The organism is Proteus alimentorum (assembly GCF_002607735.1).
Lineage (GTDB): Bacteria > Pseudomonadota > Gammaproteobacteria > Enterobacterales > Enterobacteriaceae > Proteus > Proteus alimentorum.
This window is the reverse complement of record NZ_NBVR01000031.1, coordinates 89,089-103,730: the sequence shown is the minus strand read 5'-3', so window position 1 is coordinate 103,730 and position 14,642 is coordinate 89,089. Positions and strand designations below refer to the sequence as shown.

Here is a 14,642-nt window from a genome sequence, read left to right as displayed (position 1 = left end):
CTATTCACTATAAATGAGGCTAGTTTAATTGCTTTTGTTTTTCATCAAAAGCATCTGCCATAAGTAAAAATTTAGGCTCGGCTTTTTTATATGCATTAATCATAGGGACTAATCGCTGAAAATGTTCACTAGCACAATGCACATCAAGCGCAGCATGATCAGGCCATTGTTCAACAAAGACAAAGTGACCAGGATCTTTTTCATCAACATATAAATTATAGCTAATACAAAGAGGCTCTTTCTTAGTTGCTTCAACAAGTTCACGATAAAGAGGTAAAACAATTTCTATCGCTTCTGTTTTAATAAAATCTTCAGCAATCACTTTTAACATCACATTTCCCTTACCGTAATCGAACAACATAAATAACTGTATAAAAACACAGATAAATATAGTTTAGTTAACTTAAGAGATCTACCCTCTTTACAATAAGAAAAGTGCTTCTTTTTTAAATACTAACCATGGGGTGTAATCCATTAAAGTGGTAATAGCATGCCGTTTTGAACAGAAAGCAGTAAACATCTAACATTTATCTTCGATATGAGTGAAAATAGGCGTTTAAATAATGCAGATTCTCTTTATATAATAGCAATTCATTAAGTAATACAGAGAAAGTAGGATTGGGGGTTAACGTGTGGCTTGAACAATTTGGTGTACTCAATATCTGGACATACCTTGCGGGTATGTTTTTTATTATTCTTGTCCCTGGCCCCAATACACTCTATGTACTAAAAACAAGCGCATCCGGCGGTGTTCGCGACGGATATCGTGCTGCATTTGGTGTGTTTTTAGGTGACGCTATTTTAATTTTCCTCGCCTTTATTGGTGTTGCATCTGTAATCAAAGCGTCTCCATTACTCTTTACTATTGTTCGTTTTTTAGGTGCTTTTTATCTTCTCTATTTAGGAATAAAAATTATCCATGCAACTTTTTTCTCCAAAAAGGTACATTCAGAACAAACAACAACTGTACAGAAACACGTTTTTAGAAAAGCGCTTACATTAAGTATGACCAATCCTAAAGCGATTTTATTTTATATCTCATTTTTTGTTCAGTTTATCGATTTTAATTATGCACATACCGGATTATCTTATTTAATACTCGCTTCCATGCTTGAAGCGTTTAGTTTTATCTATCTCTCTTTTCTAATATTTGGTGGTGTTGCCCTTGCTCGTTTTTTTGGCTCACGTAAAAACATTGCCAAACTAGGTAATGGTGTTATCGGGCTATTCTTTATGGGATTCGCGACTAAATTAGCAACATTATCATCATAATTTTTAATAACAGATATCCATTAAAGAAACGGCAATCGAAATAAGGTTATCGTTTTTTTATCTACGATTATTTACGTGTTTTTATAAGAATTCATTCCTATTATTTTATTAAATAGTATTCATTCTCATTTTTATTTGGTTTAAAAAACTGTTTTTTTATTTTAGTGTTGTTATTTAACCTTATTTATTTGATATAAACTTGATTAATATTACTAAAATAAGTTATTCATCGATATATGATAAAATACATAGCCCTGTAAATAGGTATTGAGATGAATAGCCAAATTGTTATTGACTCTAAAAAATGTATTGGCTGTAAGACATGTGAAGTTGTTTGTTCCGTCGGTCATACATTAGAAAAAGATGGAAATGATTTTCTCAATAAAAAGAATTTTCATCCTAGGATCCGCATTATTAAATTAATGCATCAATTCACAGCCTCTGTTTGCCATCAATGTGAAGATGCACCTTGTGCCCAAGCTTGCCAGACAAAAGCATTAGTGCGTGGTGAAAATTTTGTCGAAACACATCCTGAAAATTGCATTGGATGTAGAGCGTGTCTTTTAGCTTGTCCATTTGGTGCCATTGAACTTGAGAAAAAGGCGCATTTAGCACCGATTTCTTGTTTAGATCTTGGTCAGCAATTTCAAATCAATATCGTTAAATGTGATTTATGTCATCATAGAGAACAAGGCCCAGCTTGTGTTGAATTTTGTCCTCAAGATGCCTTAATTTTTGTCTCTGATAATGAATTGTCACAATTGACCGCTGAACGTAGAAAAAATGCTATTTTACGTGAACTACCGACGATGCCTTATTAAGGCCTATGCTTATTAATAATCACCGCGTGATACAAAAGTATAATAGCCTTATTCAGTTTATATAAGGCTATTACTTTTAACTTTTTACCGCTTTGAAATCGCTTAACTGTAGTTATCTATATCGAAACTACCCTACCATCTGGTATCATTGGCGACTTATCAATTTTCTTGCCATAAATAACTTTGTTTTTCACACAACTTATTATTTGAGACTATAGAATATTTTATTGATTTATCATGTTGTTAAGGTATCAAAACAACGAAGAACAAAGCCTTGGTTAGCAAGTTACAGAATAATCAGCAACGATATAGAACCGTAAAAAATGAGCATCCCAAAAGAGCAGTATAATTTCAACAAACTACAAAAACGCTTACGCCGTGATGTTGGGCAAGCTATCGCTGACTTTAATATGATTGAAGACGGCGACAAAATCATGGTCTGCCTTTCTGGTGGTAAAGATAGCTACACGCTACTCTCTATCTTAATGAATCTGCAAAAAAGTGCGCCAATTAATTTTTCACTTATTGCAGTCAATTTAGACCAAAAACAACCCGGTTTCCCTGAACATATTTTACCTGAGTATTTAAATGAACTTGGTGTGGAATATAAAATTGTTGAAGAGAATACCTATGGGATCGTTAAAGATATTATTCCTGAAGGTAAAACAACCTGCTCTTTATGCTCACGTTTGCGCCGTGGTATTTTATATCGCACAGCGACAGAACTGGGTGCAACTAAAATTGCTTTAGGCCACCATCGTGATGATATTTTAGAAACATTATTTTTAAATATGTTCTATGGCGGCAAACTTAAAGGTATGCCACCGAAATTAATGAGTGACGATGGCAAGCAAATCGTTATTCGCCCTCTTGCTTATGCTCGTGAGAAAGATATTGAGCGTTTCGCACAAGCTAAACAATTCCCAATTATTCCATGTAATCTTTGTGGCTCACAACCTAACCTTCAGCGTCAAGTTATTAAAGAGATGCTAAGAGATTGGGATAAACGTTATCCTGGTCGTATTGAAACCATGTTTAGAGCAACACAAAATATTGTCCCATCACACTTATGTGATACTCAATTATTTGATTTTGTGAATATCAAGCATGGTGATGAAGTCATTAATGGTGGAGACTTAGCTTTTGATAAAGACGATATTCCAGCCGTTCCAGTGATGTTCCAAGAAGAAGATGATGAACGTCCTGACTTTAGCCAAAATAAACTCGATATTGTTGAAGTGAAATAATGCACTATCTCCTAAGCCTTGTGTTCAGGGCTTAGGATTTTTATGACTAAATAACCGTCAATAATAAATTTAAGCAAAAAAAAACCGATGTTATTAAACATCGGTGTAATAATGGTCAATTATTCTGTATTAAGAACTCAATATGAGAAAAACTACAATTATGGAGCACAACGTTCATCGCTCAACGTTGTATTCACCTGCGAGAGTTATAATGCCAGATGTTCTATTTTAAAAAATTGATATATCTCAAACAGGGTTAGAGAATTCTTTTTTAAATCCATTTAGTTACGATTAATTTGCTGAAAATTTACAACCATCTACTACGCTTTAACCACCAAGTAACAATCACAATCAAAACAAAGAGAGATAAACAAAAAATGGTAAAGCCATAAGGAAATTCATTTCCGGGTATTCCGCCTAAATTAACACCAAATAACCCTGTTAGAAACGTTGTGGGTAAAAATAACATCGCCATTAGCGACATAGTATAAGTACGTCTATTCATCGCATCGGCCATCATTGATGTTATTTCATCTGCAATCACCGCAGTACGAGAAATACTACTGTCCAAATCCTCTAAACGTCGAGAAAGTCTTTCTGAGATTTCTAACATCGTCACTCTATCGCTATCACTCATCCACGGTAATTTTTCAATAGAGAGTCTTGAAAATACGTCTCGCTGAGGCGCCATATAACGACGTAAAACAATTAGCTGTTTTCTTAATAATGCGAGTTCACCTCTTGCCGGTATTTGTTGATCGAGGATCATATCTTCCAATTCAATTAATTGGTCATGCAGCGTTTCAACAAATTCACCGATTTCATCAGTCACTGCATCAGCCATTGTAATTAGCCAATCACCACTATTTTCAGGCCCATTACCTAGTTCTAACGTATGAATAACAGAATCTACAGAATTGACTCTGCGGTGACGACTTGAAACGATTGTTTGGCTGTTAATATAAATTCTAAAGGCAACAAGCTCATCAGGTCGATCATTAGGATTATTATTAATTGTTTGCAAATTGATGACGATACCTTCACCAATGCGTTGTGCTTTTGGTCTAACATTCTCTGCAAGTAATATATCTTTAGCAATAGGTGGAAGTAATTCTGTTTCTTGTATCCATTGAGCACTTTGTGGTTTGCGGTAATCTAAGTGCACCCAATATGGATTTTCATTTGTTGCAACAGTCTCTGCTGTGATTTCTGTTGCGCCTCCATGCCCATTAAGCTGTGCTGTATAAACAGCATCTGAGTCTTGTATAATAGAGTCATTAATTGTTTTCACTTAGCTTCCTCCATAACCTTTGCTTTAAAGGTAATACTTGAATTCAATACTCAACGATCAAATATGATGAATCTACCTTCATTTTATAACACTATGTTTTGAGCCGTTATTCTATACTTTTTTCTGGTTAACTGTATATCAGTGCTATTTTTATTTAATTCATCTAAAAACTTCTATTTATCTTTATTACTTTAGGATTATTACACTAAATTGAATACCGATAGTTACGTTAGAATATTAATGCTTAAAAAAACAACAGGTAACTTCTTTTATTTGTAGGAAAAAAATCACCTGCTGTAATTTATAATAACTATCTGTTTGGTATATACTAAATATTCTTTAATACATTTATTGCACCCTAAAAATACGGTCATCAATATGAAAAAATTTATCGCTATTCCTTTATTTTTGCTTTTAGCTGGATGCAATGACGCAACTTCAACTGAGAATGCAAATACAGCACCATCTACGGGGACAACAAAAACGCTTCTTGTGGATTCACAACTGTATGATTGTGTTGGCGTCGCGCCAATGAAGTGTATGAAGGTAAAAGAGTTACCTTCTGGTGAATGGTCTCTGTTTTATCAAAATATTGATGGTTTTGAATATAAAGCAGGTACTGAATATACATTAAAAGTTAATGTTACCGATATTCCTAACCCTCCAGCAGATGCATCAAGTGTGAAATATACACTGATTGAAATTGTAGATAAAAAATAGAACATCACACTCCAATTTAGCTCACAATAGGCATTCAAGCTTATTGTGAGTATTTCTACCCATTGCGCTCAATTTCCACTCTCTTCTATTTAAGTAATGTCTCATCATTACACTAGCATTAAAATAATTAACAAATTTCATGTTAATTATTAATTAGCTATTTATACTAATTTGATTTCTTGTTGAGTTTAAAAATAAGCATTAAAACTTTTTTTAAGAGTGATTTCAATAAATTAATATTGAAATCAACATTTATTTTACTAAAAATAGTGTTCTACACATCAACATAGAAACGCTACAATGAAAAAATCAGTTCTTGTTTTAATTAGCTTAGCTTTATCTTATTCTTCAGCATTACACGCTTATGATAAGACATATACTCTCTCTGGTGGCTATATTCATGGCAAAATAAAAGGTGATATAGCAAAAGGAGAAATCATCAGTTATCGTTTTGAAACAGAAAATGCTTGGGGAATATTAATTTCTCTACTACGTTTGAACGCCAATCATAAAGAACATTTTATTGATCCTCGATTTATCACACCTTCAACAATAAAATACCGGACTAAAACCACAAGTCTATTAATCGGCCCAACTTATAGAATAACACCTGAAATTTCTGTTTATGCTCAAATGGGTCCTAATAAATTAAAACATCAGGAAGATAAATATCACCCTGAAATAAATACAACAGATTCCCACATTGTTAATACAACAAGTGTAATTGGTCAAATTGGCATCGATTATAATCCTATTAAGAATATATCATTTAACTTGGGCTATCTTTACTCTGATACCACGGCAAATAAGCGTCATCTTGAATTAAGTGCTTTGCAATTATCTCTTGGATACCGCTTTTAAACGATTTTCTAATCATTTTTGATAATTAGTAATTTAATTTAATAATAAAGAAAAATAAATAGATAACTCTGCTTGTGAGTTTTCTAAACACTCTAATATTTACATTAGACTTTATTATAAATAAGTATTTATATCTATAAATAAAATATTTAACATCAAGTACATTGCACAATTGGTCAAAACAATAGTATAAAAATGTATTAACATATCACCTGCAATGTTTATTCCTTTTGAGTCTCCTTCTGTTTTTATAACAGAGGGATTTTTTTTGTTATAAATATTTTATTAATCAATGTAACAGTTAGATACAATAAAAAGCGTGCAAAAAAGGCATTAAAAATATAATTTATATTTAGACAATAAGTCACCCTGCTTTATTTTGCTACGCCCCTTTTTTTAAAGGGGTTCTTTTTTATTTATACTCTTTTTTATTTTCTTACACTTTCTTAGTAAGATATATATCAACTTATAAATCCCGAAATTTTCACTTTTATTCCTGCTAATAGAATAAAAAAACACCCCAAAGTAGACTTTAACTTTGAGGTGCGATTTATGCTTAATGATTTTATCGCTAAATTAAGATTTTTATATTGGCTTAAATTTAAGCCTCTCATCTAGCTTTTATATTAATGCTTCAGAATATAAAGTGTATGACTATAAGCAACATCTTCTGGATTCTCAATGGGATAACCTTTTAACCACGGCTTAATCAAGCGCCCATTTGTGTATTGATAAATAGGCGCGATTGGCGCATCTTCAGCAATTATTTGCTCGGCGCGGTTATACAGACCATTTCTTTCATTTGTATCAATAGCCATACTAGACAATGCTAACACTTCATCATATTGTTTATTTTGATATTTCGAAATATTACCGGCATGTTTAGAACCTAATAAGCTTAAAAAAGTAGAAGGCTCGTTATAATCACCAACCCATGATGCTCTTATAACATCAAAATCCCCCGAATTTCGGCTATCAATATATGTTTTCCATTCCTGATTGCGTAATTCGACTTTCACGCCTAACTTTTTCTTCCACATAGAAGCAACTGCAATAGCAATTTTCTGATGATTCTCTGAATTATTGTATAGCAATGAGAGTGTTAATGGATTATGAGGGCCATAACCCGCAGCCGCTAACAAGATCTTTGCTTGACTATCTAATTCATCTTGATTGTATTCATCATAAATTGTGGGTTCTGGTGTAAAGTTAGCCGTAACATCAGGTGTAAAATGATTTGCGACTTTTTCACCTGTGCCTAAAACTTTTTCAGTAATAATTTTTCTATCTATTGCCATCGCTAACGCTTTACGTACACGAATATCTTTTGTTGGCCCTGATTGAGTATTAAAAGCATAATAATAAGTCCCTAATTGATCAGGAATATAAACCTCATTAGGAATATCTTTCATTAGTTTATGATATAAGTTTTTGGGGAATGACTCAGTTATATCAATATCACCTGCTAAATAACGTTTTGTCGCGTGTGATTCATGATTAATAGGAACAAACGTTACTTTCGTTAATACTGTATTTTCATGATCCCAATAATAAGGATTTGGTGTTAATACAATTTTTTCATTAACCACTCTGTCTTTTAATACAAAAGCACCATTACCAACTAAATTTCCCACCTTAATCCATTCGGCGCCATATTTTTCAATACTATGGCGAGGGACAGGATATAACGAAAAGTTAGTCGTCAGGCTAGGGAAATAAGAAACTGGGCGTTCCAAGGTTACTTTTAGTGTTTTTTCGTCAAGTGCGGTAACACCTAATTCGGAGGGAGCTAATTTTCCATCAATAATTTTTTGTGCGTTTTCAATAGATGCAAGTGACGCATACCACGCAAAAGGCGAAAGGTTTTTAGGATCAACTAATCTTTGCCAGCTATAAACAAAATCGGTCGCTGTGACTTTTTCACCATTAGACCACTTGGCATTATCACGAAGTGTAAAGATCCATACGCGATTATCTTCTGTACGCCAACTCTGCGCGACACCCGGAATAGGCCGTCCGTGCTCATCTTCTATCGTCAATCCTTCAAATAAATCACGCTGCACTTGTGCTTCTGTTAATCCCACCGCATTAATAGGATCGAGAGAGGCTGGCTCATCTTTTAAATGTCGAACCACTTCTTGTTTGAGAGCTAAAATAGCGCCTGTAGGAACAGTTGCAGCGCAAGCATTCACGACAAACATTTCATTAACAAAAAACGCACATAAAATAACAAAAACTTTGCGCATGTCCACTTCGTCCTGTAATCTATATAAAAATTAAACAAGATAATTATAAGAGCCTCATAAAAAGGCACAATAATAGATGATGAAATTTTTATAAATTTTCGTTTTTCACTATAAATAAAATTACAGTGAAATTTTTAGTAATAATTACACACTAATAATTTTATTAATTATTTAGTCATAATGGTTAGTTTAAAAACTAATAAAGGAGAATAAAATGACACATCAAGTGACTTTACAAGGAAATTCTGTAGACCTAATGGGCAAATTTCCAGAAGTTGGTCAAAAAGCATCTGAATTTTCTTTAGTAAGTAAAGATCTTAATGATGTTTCTTTAGCTCAGTTTGCAGGCAAACGCAAAGTTCTTAATATCTTTCCAAGTGTAGATACTGGTGTTTGTGCGGCAAGTGTGCGCCAGTTTAACAAAGTGGCCAATGAATTAGACAACACAGTTGTTTTATGTATTTCGGCTGATTTACCTTTTGCTCAAGCGCGTTTTTGTGGTGCTGAAGGTTTAGATAACGTTGTTACATTATCAACAATGCGTGGTGCTGAATTTAAAGAAAACTATGGTGTTCTCATTGCATCAGGCCCATTGGCTGGTTTAACTAGCCGTGCGGTTATTGTATTAGATGAAACAGATACTGTTATCTATACACAATTAGTTAATGAAATCACGACAGAACCAGATTATGACAGCGCTTTAAATGCACTGAAATAATCAATAGCATTAATATGCTAAAAACAAACGGGCATCATGCCCGTTTGTTTTTTATACGTGAAATTCAATCAAGGACTACTCCTCTGCTTTATCACTCTTTTTATTCGTAAGATTATATTCTCTTAACTTATTCGCAATGGCGGTATGAGAGATGCCTAGACGTTTCGCTAACTTACGTGTACTTGGATAATCTCGATATAAACGCGCTAAAATAGAAGCTTCAAAGCGTTTTGTCATTTCATCTAATGAGCCTTCTAATAAGCCCTCATCAAATAACGTTTCATCAGTATGTTCAGGTAAAGTAATATCTTGAATTCGTAGTGTATTCCCTACTAATTGCGCCATTGCTTGATAAACTGTATTTCTTAATTGGCGAACGTTACCAGGCCAGCCATACTGAGTTAAATAAACAGATAATTCAGGTGATATGGCGGGTTTAGTGGCTTGCTGCTCAATACAATATTGGTTAATAAAATGCATCGCTAATGGCATAATATCAGATTTTCTTTCTCGCAACGGCGGTAGAGTTAATGTTAATACATTCAAACGATAATAAAGATCTTCTCTAAAGAGTCCTTTTTGCACCAATTCCCACAAGTTTTTTTGAGTCGCACAAATAATGCGAACATTAACATTAACTTCATGCTCTTCACCTACGCGACGAAATGTCCCGTCATTTAAAAAACGTAAAAGCTTAATTTGCATTTGAGGCGACATTTCACCGATTTCATCTAGTAAAACAGTTCCTCTATCGGCCTGCTCAAAAAATCCTTTTTTTCCTTCGACTGCATTAGGGTAAGCCCCTGCCGCATAGCCAAATAATTCACTTTCAACGACATCATCAGGCATTGATGCACAATTGAGCCCCAAAAAAGGGTTTCTAGCACGAGAACTAAGGAAATGACAGGCTTTAGCAAATAAATCTTTTCCAGTACCAGTATCACCCACCAGTAACAATGGCGCATCCATTTTTGCCATTTTTTTTGCACGTTCAACGAGTTGTTTCATTTGAGAACTAACAGCAATAATTTTCTCAAACTCATGATTATCACTGACAATTAATTTTGAGTGATCATGAACAACACCATAATATTTCAATAAAATAAGAGCACCAACACAATGATTAGATTGATTATCATCTGCGAGTTTTATTGGTACTATTTCCATATCAAATTTTTGTTTTTTTAAATTAATTGGAATAATTTCAGCAGAAGGATCTTTTTGTTCTAACCAACGATGAATATTAAAATTAGGGATCAGTTGATTGAATGATTTCTCACTATTATCGTTAGCATCCAATTCAAACAATTGACGAGTTGCTGGATTTTGTAATTGTATTTGGCCTTTAATATTAATGGAAAACACAGGAACTGGCACAGATTCTAACAGTGTCCACATGGCTCGATGTTCTTGTTCTGATGGCATAAATGTAACAGTACGGACATCAATAACACCGTTTATTCGCCGTATTTCCGCCATTAGCGGTTGAAAAATATCAAAATCAATCTGTGAAAAATTCAGGTAAATAAGGCCAATTGGAAATATTTCAATCCCACGTAAATCAATATTTTTTAATACTAATAGATCTAATAATTCACGGGTTAACCCGATGCGATCTTCACAAGTGATCTCTAAACGCATTATAAACCTTCTTAATACTGAATGACCCTGAGCCTATTCTAGATATTATACATAAATATCAAGGAAATAAAGAGTCTTGTCAGCAAAGGTTGACACCACTAGCATTTATTTTTACACAACTAAATTAATCTCCTAATTTTTAAGCAAGATTATTTATGCTTTAAAAAAACCGAATAACGAAAATGAAGAGGTTTTTATTATTTTTTTTAGTTCAAAATCGATAAGATATTCCACGTCCTTTACCAAAGGACTTAATTCTCGACGGATCACCTTTTTGATAGTTTTACATCCATTATCAAAACAAAAGAGGAGATACTCTAATGCGTTTATTGCCTTTTCTTTCTTATCCGACTCAGTCAGATATTCAAAAAATTGGGATATCTCTTTTATTTGAAATGACTTAGGTTGATTTTGGTATTGCCTCTTTTTAATCTCACTAATCGTCTCTCTAAGAATAGGGATTAAAATGCTGAGTTGGTTATCAATATTTGAGACATTAAATGCCGAACTCAGATAACGTTTACGTCTTGATGTAGAGAGTTTCTTTATTACTGAGATTTGTATTTCTTTCATTTTTCAACCTTGTTATAAATATTATTTATTCGTTTCTTCTATTTTTTTATAAATAAAATCCATCACTATTTTTTGAATAGCAAATTAATAAAAAGGTGATGCATCAAAATATATTAAAAAAAATAACCCAATAATAGTTACTTTAGAGTGATATTTAACGCCATCTATCACACTAAAATCAATACTATTTTCTATCAAAAAAAGGAACTTTATGATTAAAATCATGCGCATTTAGCTAGAGACGCACACATTAACCTTTATATACAAATAGTTACAATCATATTTTTTCTTGTGAAAACTGACTCTTTTAAAAAGTTTTTTATTACGATAGTTTCAAATTAAAACAATAACACCATTGGTAATAAAACAACAAAAATACTTTATAACATTAAGCTCATTATTTTAATAATAATATCTTAGTATCTTCGTTGTTAGGGCTATTTTATATAAACAACACCTTACCAATCGTTATATAAAAAAACCGCAGAATTGACTTCCACGGTTTTTATTTAAAATAATTAAAAGGTAAAAAAAATAATTTATTCTTTTTTCTTACTACTAATGGTATTTTTTAATTTTCCGATGAGCTCTTTTCTAAAATCACCTAACTTAGGTTTATTATCATCAATCCATGGTAAAGGACGGCATAATTCCATTGCCTTTATTCCTAATCGTGCTGTTAATAGTCCAGCACCAATACCTTGAGCGGCTCTTGTTGATAATCGTGCTGCAAGATCTTGTGAAAGCCAGTCCATTCCGACTTCTCTAACCAGTTCCGTCGCCCCCGCAAATGCAATATTGACCAAAACAAGACGAAATAGTTTTAAACGACTATAGTAGCCTAATTCGATACCGTAAATTTCAGCAATACGATTAATTAAACGAATATTGCGCCAACCAATAAAAGCCATATCAACCATTGCCAGCGGGCTGACAGCGATCATTAAGGTTGACTCTGCCGCAGAACGACTAATTTCAGCTCTTGCTTGTTTATCCAAAATAGGTTGAACAAGTTGGCTATAAAGTTCTAATACTTCTTTGTCATTATGTGTGTCGTGTAATGCGCTTTGCCAACGAATTAATGCAGGATGTTGTGAGTTAATACCCGCTTGTTTAGCGAGTTTTTCACAAAATGGGCGACCATTTCCCATCGCATGACTATAAAGTAATTCTTTTGCTTTATCTCTTTCATCAGCGCGCTGACGTAAACGATAAATACGACGCCACTCTGTTATAACAGACCCAATACCAGCAACAACAATTAACCCCCCCGCACTGGCTGCACCCAACGCAATCCAGTCAGAGTTTATCCATGAGTCATAAATCCATTGTCCAGTTTGGGCAATAACACTAATCCCTAAAAGGGTACTTGCAATCGTTAATAAACGCTTCCAGACACTTTTTTTCGGTTTTAATATGGATTGAACATCACCTTCTAATTGCCCTTCATTCTCTTCATCCAATTGTGGATCAATAGGCAAAAATTGCTCATTTTCATTAAAGCCAACACCTTTTTTCAAGGTAACTTCTTCTTGAAGTATGGGCTCTTTAAAATCAATTCGCGATTTTAATGGCTCATTCATTTTAATTTATCCCCTAACAAGAACTCCATTGCACTATCCATTCGAATATGAGGAACCGCACTATCTCTTGATATTTGTTGCGGTCTAAAAGATTCGAAACTAAACCCTTGTTTTTCCCAAAATGCTTTTTCAGGCAATCGTTTAGGAACCTCACCGGGAAAATACACCAATGGTGAGTTATCACTTAAACGAAAACCTTTTAAGGCGGGTATTTTTTCTCCATGATGATCAACAATTCCACTTTCAGTGGCTGCAATAGAAGCAAGTCCCATGCAATCAATACTGATCCCTTCAAAAATGGCATTTTGTTTAGCATCTTGAATAAGTTGTTGAAGCAATGACACTAAATTTTCATGTTGATCAACCGTGATATGGTCGGCTTTTGTGGCTGCAAATAGAAGCTTATCGATACACGGTGAAAATAAGCGTCTTAGTAAGGTTCTTTTTCCATAATGAAAACTGCGCATTAATTGTGTTAATGCTTGGCGCATATCATTAAAAACATCTGCACCTTGATTTAAAGGTTGTAGACAATCAACCAAAACAATTTGTCTGTCAAATCCTTGGAAATGATCACGATAAAAACCTTTTACAACATGCTGTCCATAATATTCATAGCGTTGTTTTAACATACCAATATTAGTGCGTTTATCTGCGTTCTTTAATTTAGCAATATCATATTTTTGTAAATCAGCCCACGGGAAAAACTGCAAAACAGGTGCTCCAGCTAATTCACCAGGTAATACAAAACGCCCCGGCTGAATAAAATGAAGCCCTTCTTCTTTACATGCTAATAAATAGTCAGTGTAAGCGGAGGCAATATCAGCTAATAATGTTTCATTCGCTGGTGCAAATGGATCACATTTTTTAAGGAGTAATTGCCAATGTTGTTCTGGTGATGTTCTTTGGTGATTGACCTTATTCATTTGCGCTGACCACTCAAAATAGTCTTGCTCAAGCATAGGTAAATCTAATAGCCACTCGCCGGGGTAATCAACAATTTCTAAATAAAGAGAAGACGTTTCTTTTATAAAACGTGTTAAGGACTCATTAGAGCGATAACGTAGTTGTAAACGAATTTCGCTGACCCCTTTTGTAGGAACGGGCCAACTTGGTGGTGTGTGATAAAGCGCTTCCATTCCTTCATCATACGTAAAACGAGGAATATTTAAATTGTGTTGAGGGATACGTTTTACACCCAGTAGTTGCTTATTTCGTGCAGCCGAAAACAGCGGTAAACGCGCACCAGTATGCACATTAATAAGTTGATTAACTAAAGAGGTAATAAATGCTGTTTTACCACTTCGACTTAATCCAGTTACGGCCAGACGAAGATGTCTATCAACACCACGATTAATAAAAGCAGTAAGTTCATTTTGTAGGCGTTTCATGTTTCTCCCAAGACACTTGACGCGATAGCTTATTAAAACCTGCTTTGATAATAGGTTCAGCTATCAATAGAACCAGCCAACGTAACGGTTTGCTACTTACTCGTTTTAATATACCGCCGGTGATTGCTGCTGGCCCAAATAAAGTGAATAACATTAACCCAAATGTTAACCCTTTTTTGACTAATTGGGCGAATTTATTTGTTTTTAAAGAAACGAATACTTGATTGGAATTCATAATACGCTCCTCAATCAGAAATTTTACTTTCTCACGATACAAG

The 14,642-nt window shown here is 33.9% G+C and carries 14 protein-coding genes; 6 read left to right on the top strand and 8 right to left on the bottom strand.

The window, feature by feature from the left end; genetic code table 11:
- Positions 1-19 precede the first annotated feature (19 nt).
- Positions 20-331 (bottom strand): putative quinol monooxygenase, encoded by a 312-nt coding sequence (locus tag B6258_RS11000; RefSeq protein WP_099075288.1) that lies wholly within the window; start codon positions 329-331, stop codon positions 20-22.
- A gap of 299 nt (positions 332-630) precedes the next feature.
- On the opposite strand from B6258_RS11000, the gene leuE reads away from it, so the two are divergent.
- The 3 genes from leuE (at position 631) to ttcA (ending at position 3,340) form a co-directional block, all read left to right on the top strand.
- Entirely contained in the window at positions 631-1,272 is a 642-nt protein-coding gene (gene leuE, locus B6258_RS10995; protein WP_099075287.1) for a leucine efflux protein LeuE, read from the top strand.
- A gap of 272 nt (positions 1,273-1,544) precedes the next feature.
- The gene (locus B6258_RS10990; protein ID WP_099075286.1) at positions 1,545-2,093 is read left to right on the top strand and encodes a 4Fe-4S dicluster domain-containing protein; all 549 of its coding nucleotides are present in this window, start codon (positions 1,545-1,547) and stop codon (positions 2,091-2,093) included.
- A 323-nt stretch (positions 2,094-2,416) separates the two neighbouring features.
- Positions 2,417-3,340 (top strand): tRNA 2-thiocytidine(32) synthetase TtcA, encoded by a 924-nt coding sequence (gene ttcA / locus B6258_RS10985; protein ID WP_099075285.1) that lies wholly within the window; start codon positions 2,417-2,419, stop codon positions 3,338-3,340.
- Between the two features lie 307 nt (positions 3,341-3,647).
- Here the strand turns inward: ttcA and zntB are convergent, their stop codons facing one another.
- A complete protein-coding gene (gene zntB, locus B6258_RS10980; protein ID WP_099075284.1) occupies positions 3,648-4,631 on the bottom strand; it encodes a zinc transporter ZntB in 984 nt (327 codons plus the stop codon).
- A gap of 378 nt (positions 4,632-5,009) precedes the next feature.
- On the opposite strand from zntB, the gene B6258_RS10975 reads away from it, so the two are divergent.
- Both B6258_RS10975 and B6258_RS10970 read left to right on the top strand, forming a co-directional pair.
- Entirely contained in the window at positions 5,010-5,351 is a 342-nt protein-coding gene (locus B6258_RS10975) for a DUF4377 domain-containing protein (RefSeq protein WP_099075283.1), read from the top strand.
- A 300-nt stretch (positions 5,352-5,651) separates the two neighbouring features.
- Entirely contained in the window at positions 5,652-6,212 is a 561-nt protein-coding gene (locus B6258_RS10970) for an Ail/Lom family outer membrane beta-barrel protein (protein ID WP_099075282.1), read from the top strand.
- 626 nt (positions 6,213-6,838) lie between these two features.
- Here the strand turns inward: B6258_RS10970 and B6258_RS10965 are convergent.
- Complete coding sequence (locus B6258_RS10965) at positions 6,839-8,458, bottom strand: peptide ABC transporter substrate-binding protein (protein WP_099075281.1); 1,620 nt, start codon at positions 8,456-8,458, stop codon at positions 6,839-6,841.
- A gap of 214 nt (positions 8,459-8,672) precedes the next feature.
- On the opposite strand from B6258_RS10965, the gene tpx reads away from it, so the two are divergent.
- Positions 8,673-9,176, top strand: a complete 504-nt coding sequence (gene tpx, locus B6258_RS10960; RefSeq protein WP_099075280.1) for a thiol peroxidase — start codon at positions 8,673-8,675, stop codon at positions 9,174-9,176.
- A 75-nt stretch (positions 9,177-9,251) separates the two neighbouring features.
- Here tpx and tyrR read toward each other — a convergent pair whose 3' ends face one another.
- The 5 genes from tyrR to B6258_RS10935 all read right to left on the bottom strand — a co-directional run bounded on the left by tyrR (position 9,252) and on the right by B6258_RS10935 (position 14,599).
- Positions 9,252-10,817: a transcriptional regulator TyrR gene (gene tyrR / locus B6258_RS10955; protein WP_099075279.1), complete on the bottom strand. Its 1,566-nt coding sequence runs from the start codon at positions 10,815-10,817 to the stop codon at positions 9,252-9,254.
- A gap of 153 nt (positions 10,818-10,970) precedes the next feature.
- On the bottom strand, positions 10,971-11,390 hold the full coding sequence (locus tag B6258_RS10950; protein WP_240531566.1) for a hypothetical protein: 420 nt from the start codon (positions 11,388-11,390) through the stop codon (positions 10,971-10,973).
- A gap of 539 nt (positions 11,391-11,929) precedes the next feature.
- Positions 11,930-12,973: a YcjF family protein gene (locus B6258_RS10945; RefSeq protein ID WP_099075278.1), complete on the bottom strand. Its 1,044-nt coding sequence runs from the start codon at positions 12,971-12,973 to the stop codon at positions 11,930-11,932.
- Positions 12,970-14,364, bottom strand: coding sequence for a YcjX family GTP-binding protein (locus B6258_RS10940; RefSeq protein WP_099075277.1), 1,395 nt, complete (start codon positions 14,362-14,364; stop codon positions 12,970-12,972). The genes B6258_RS10945 and B6258_RS10940 overlap by 4 nt, the downstream gene beginning before the upstream one ends.
- Positions 14,345-14,599: a peptide permease gene (locus tag B6258_RS10935; RefSeq protein WP_196566002.1), complete on the bottom strand. Its 255-nt coding sequence runs from the start codon at positions 14,597-14,599 to the stop codon at positions 14,345-14,347. The genes B6258_RS10940 and B6258_RS10935 overlap by 20 nt, the downstream gene beginning before the upstream one ends.
- Positions 14,600-14,642: the final 43 nt, after the last annotated feature.

Bases quoted from the DNA above. Each gene is read 5' to 3' on its own strand.
- B6258_RS11000 (WP_099075288.1), bottom strand. From the start codon at position 331: ATGTTAAAAGTGATTGCTGAAGATTTTATTAAAACAGAAGCGATAGAA.
- B6258_RS10990 (WP_099075286.1), top strand. From the start codon at position 1,545: ATGAATAGCCAAATTGTTATTGACTCTAAAAAATGTATTGGCTGTAAG.
- ttcA (WP_099075285.1), top strand. From the start codon at position 2,417: ATGAGCATCCCAAAAGAGCAGTATAATTTCAACAAACTACAAAAACGC.
- B6258_RS10975 (WP_099075283.1), top strand. From the start codon at position 5,010: ATGAAAAAATTTATCGCTATTCCTTTATTTTTGCTTTTAGCTGGATGC.
- B6258_RS10970 (WP_099075282.1), top strand. From the start codon at position 5,652: ATGAAAAAATCAGTTCTTGTTTTAATTAGCTTAGCTTTATCTTATTCT.
- B6258_RS10965 (WP_099075281.1), bottom strand. From the start codon at position 8,458: ATGCGCAAAGTTTTTGTTATTTTATGTGCGTTTTTTGTTAATGAAATG.
- tpx (WP_099075280.1), top strand. From the start codon at position 8,673: ATGACACATCAAGTGACTTTACAAGGAAATTCTGTAGACCTAATGGGC.
- tyrR (WP_099075279.1), bottom strand. From the start codon at position 10,817: ATGCGTTTAGAGATCACTTGTGAAGATCGCATCGGGTTAACCCGTGAA.
- B6258_RS10950 (WP_240531566.1), bottom strand. From the start codon at position 11,390: ATGAAAGAAATACAAATCTCAGTAATAAAGAAACTCTCTACATCAAGA.
- B6258_RS10945 (WP_099075278.1), bottom strand. From the start codon at position 12,973: ATGAATGAGCCATTAAAATCGCGAATTGATTTTAAAGAGCCCATACTT.
- B6258_RS10940 (WP_099075277.1), bottom strand. From the start codon at position 14,364: ATGAAACGCCTACAAAATGAACTTACTGCTTTTATTAATCGTGGTGTT.
- B6258_RS10935 (WP_196566002.1), bottom strand. From the start codon at position 14,599: ATGAATTCCAATCAAGTATTCGTTTCTTTAAAAACAAATAAATTCGCC.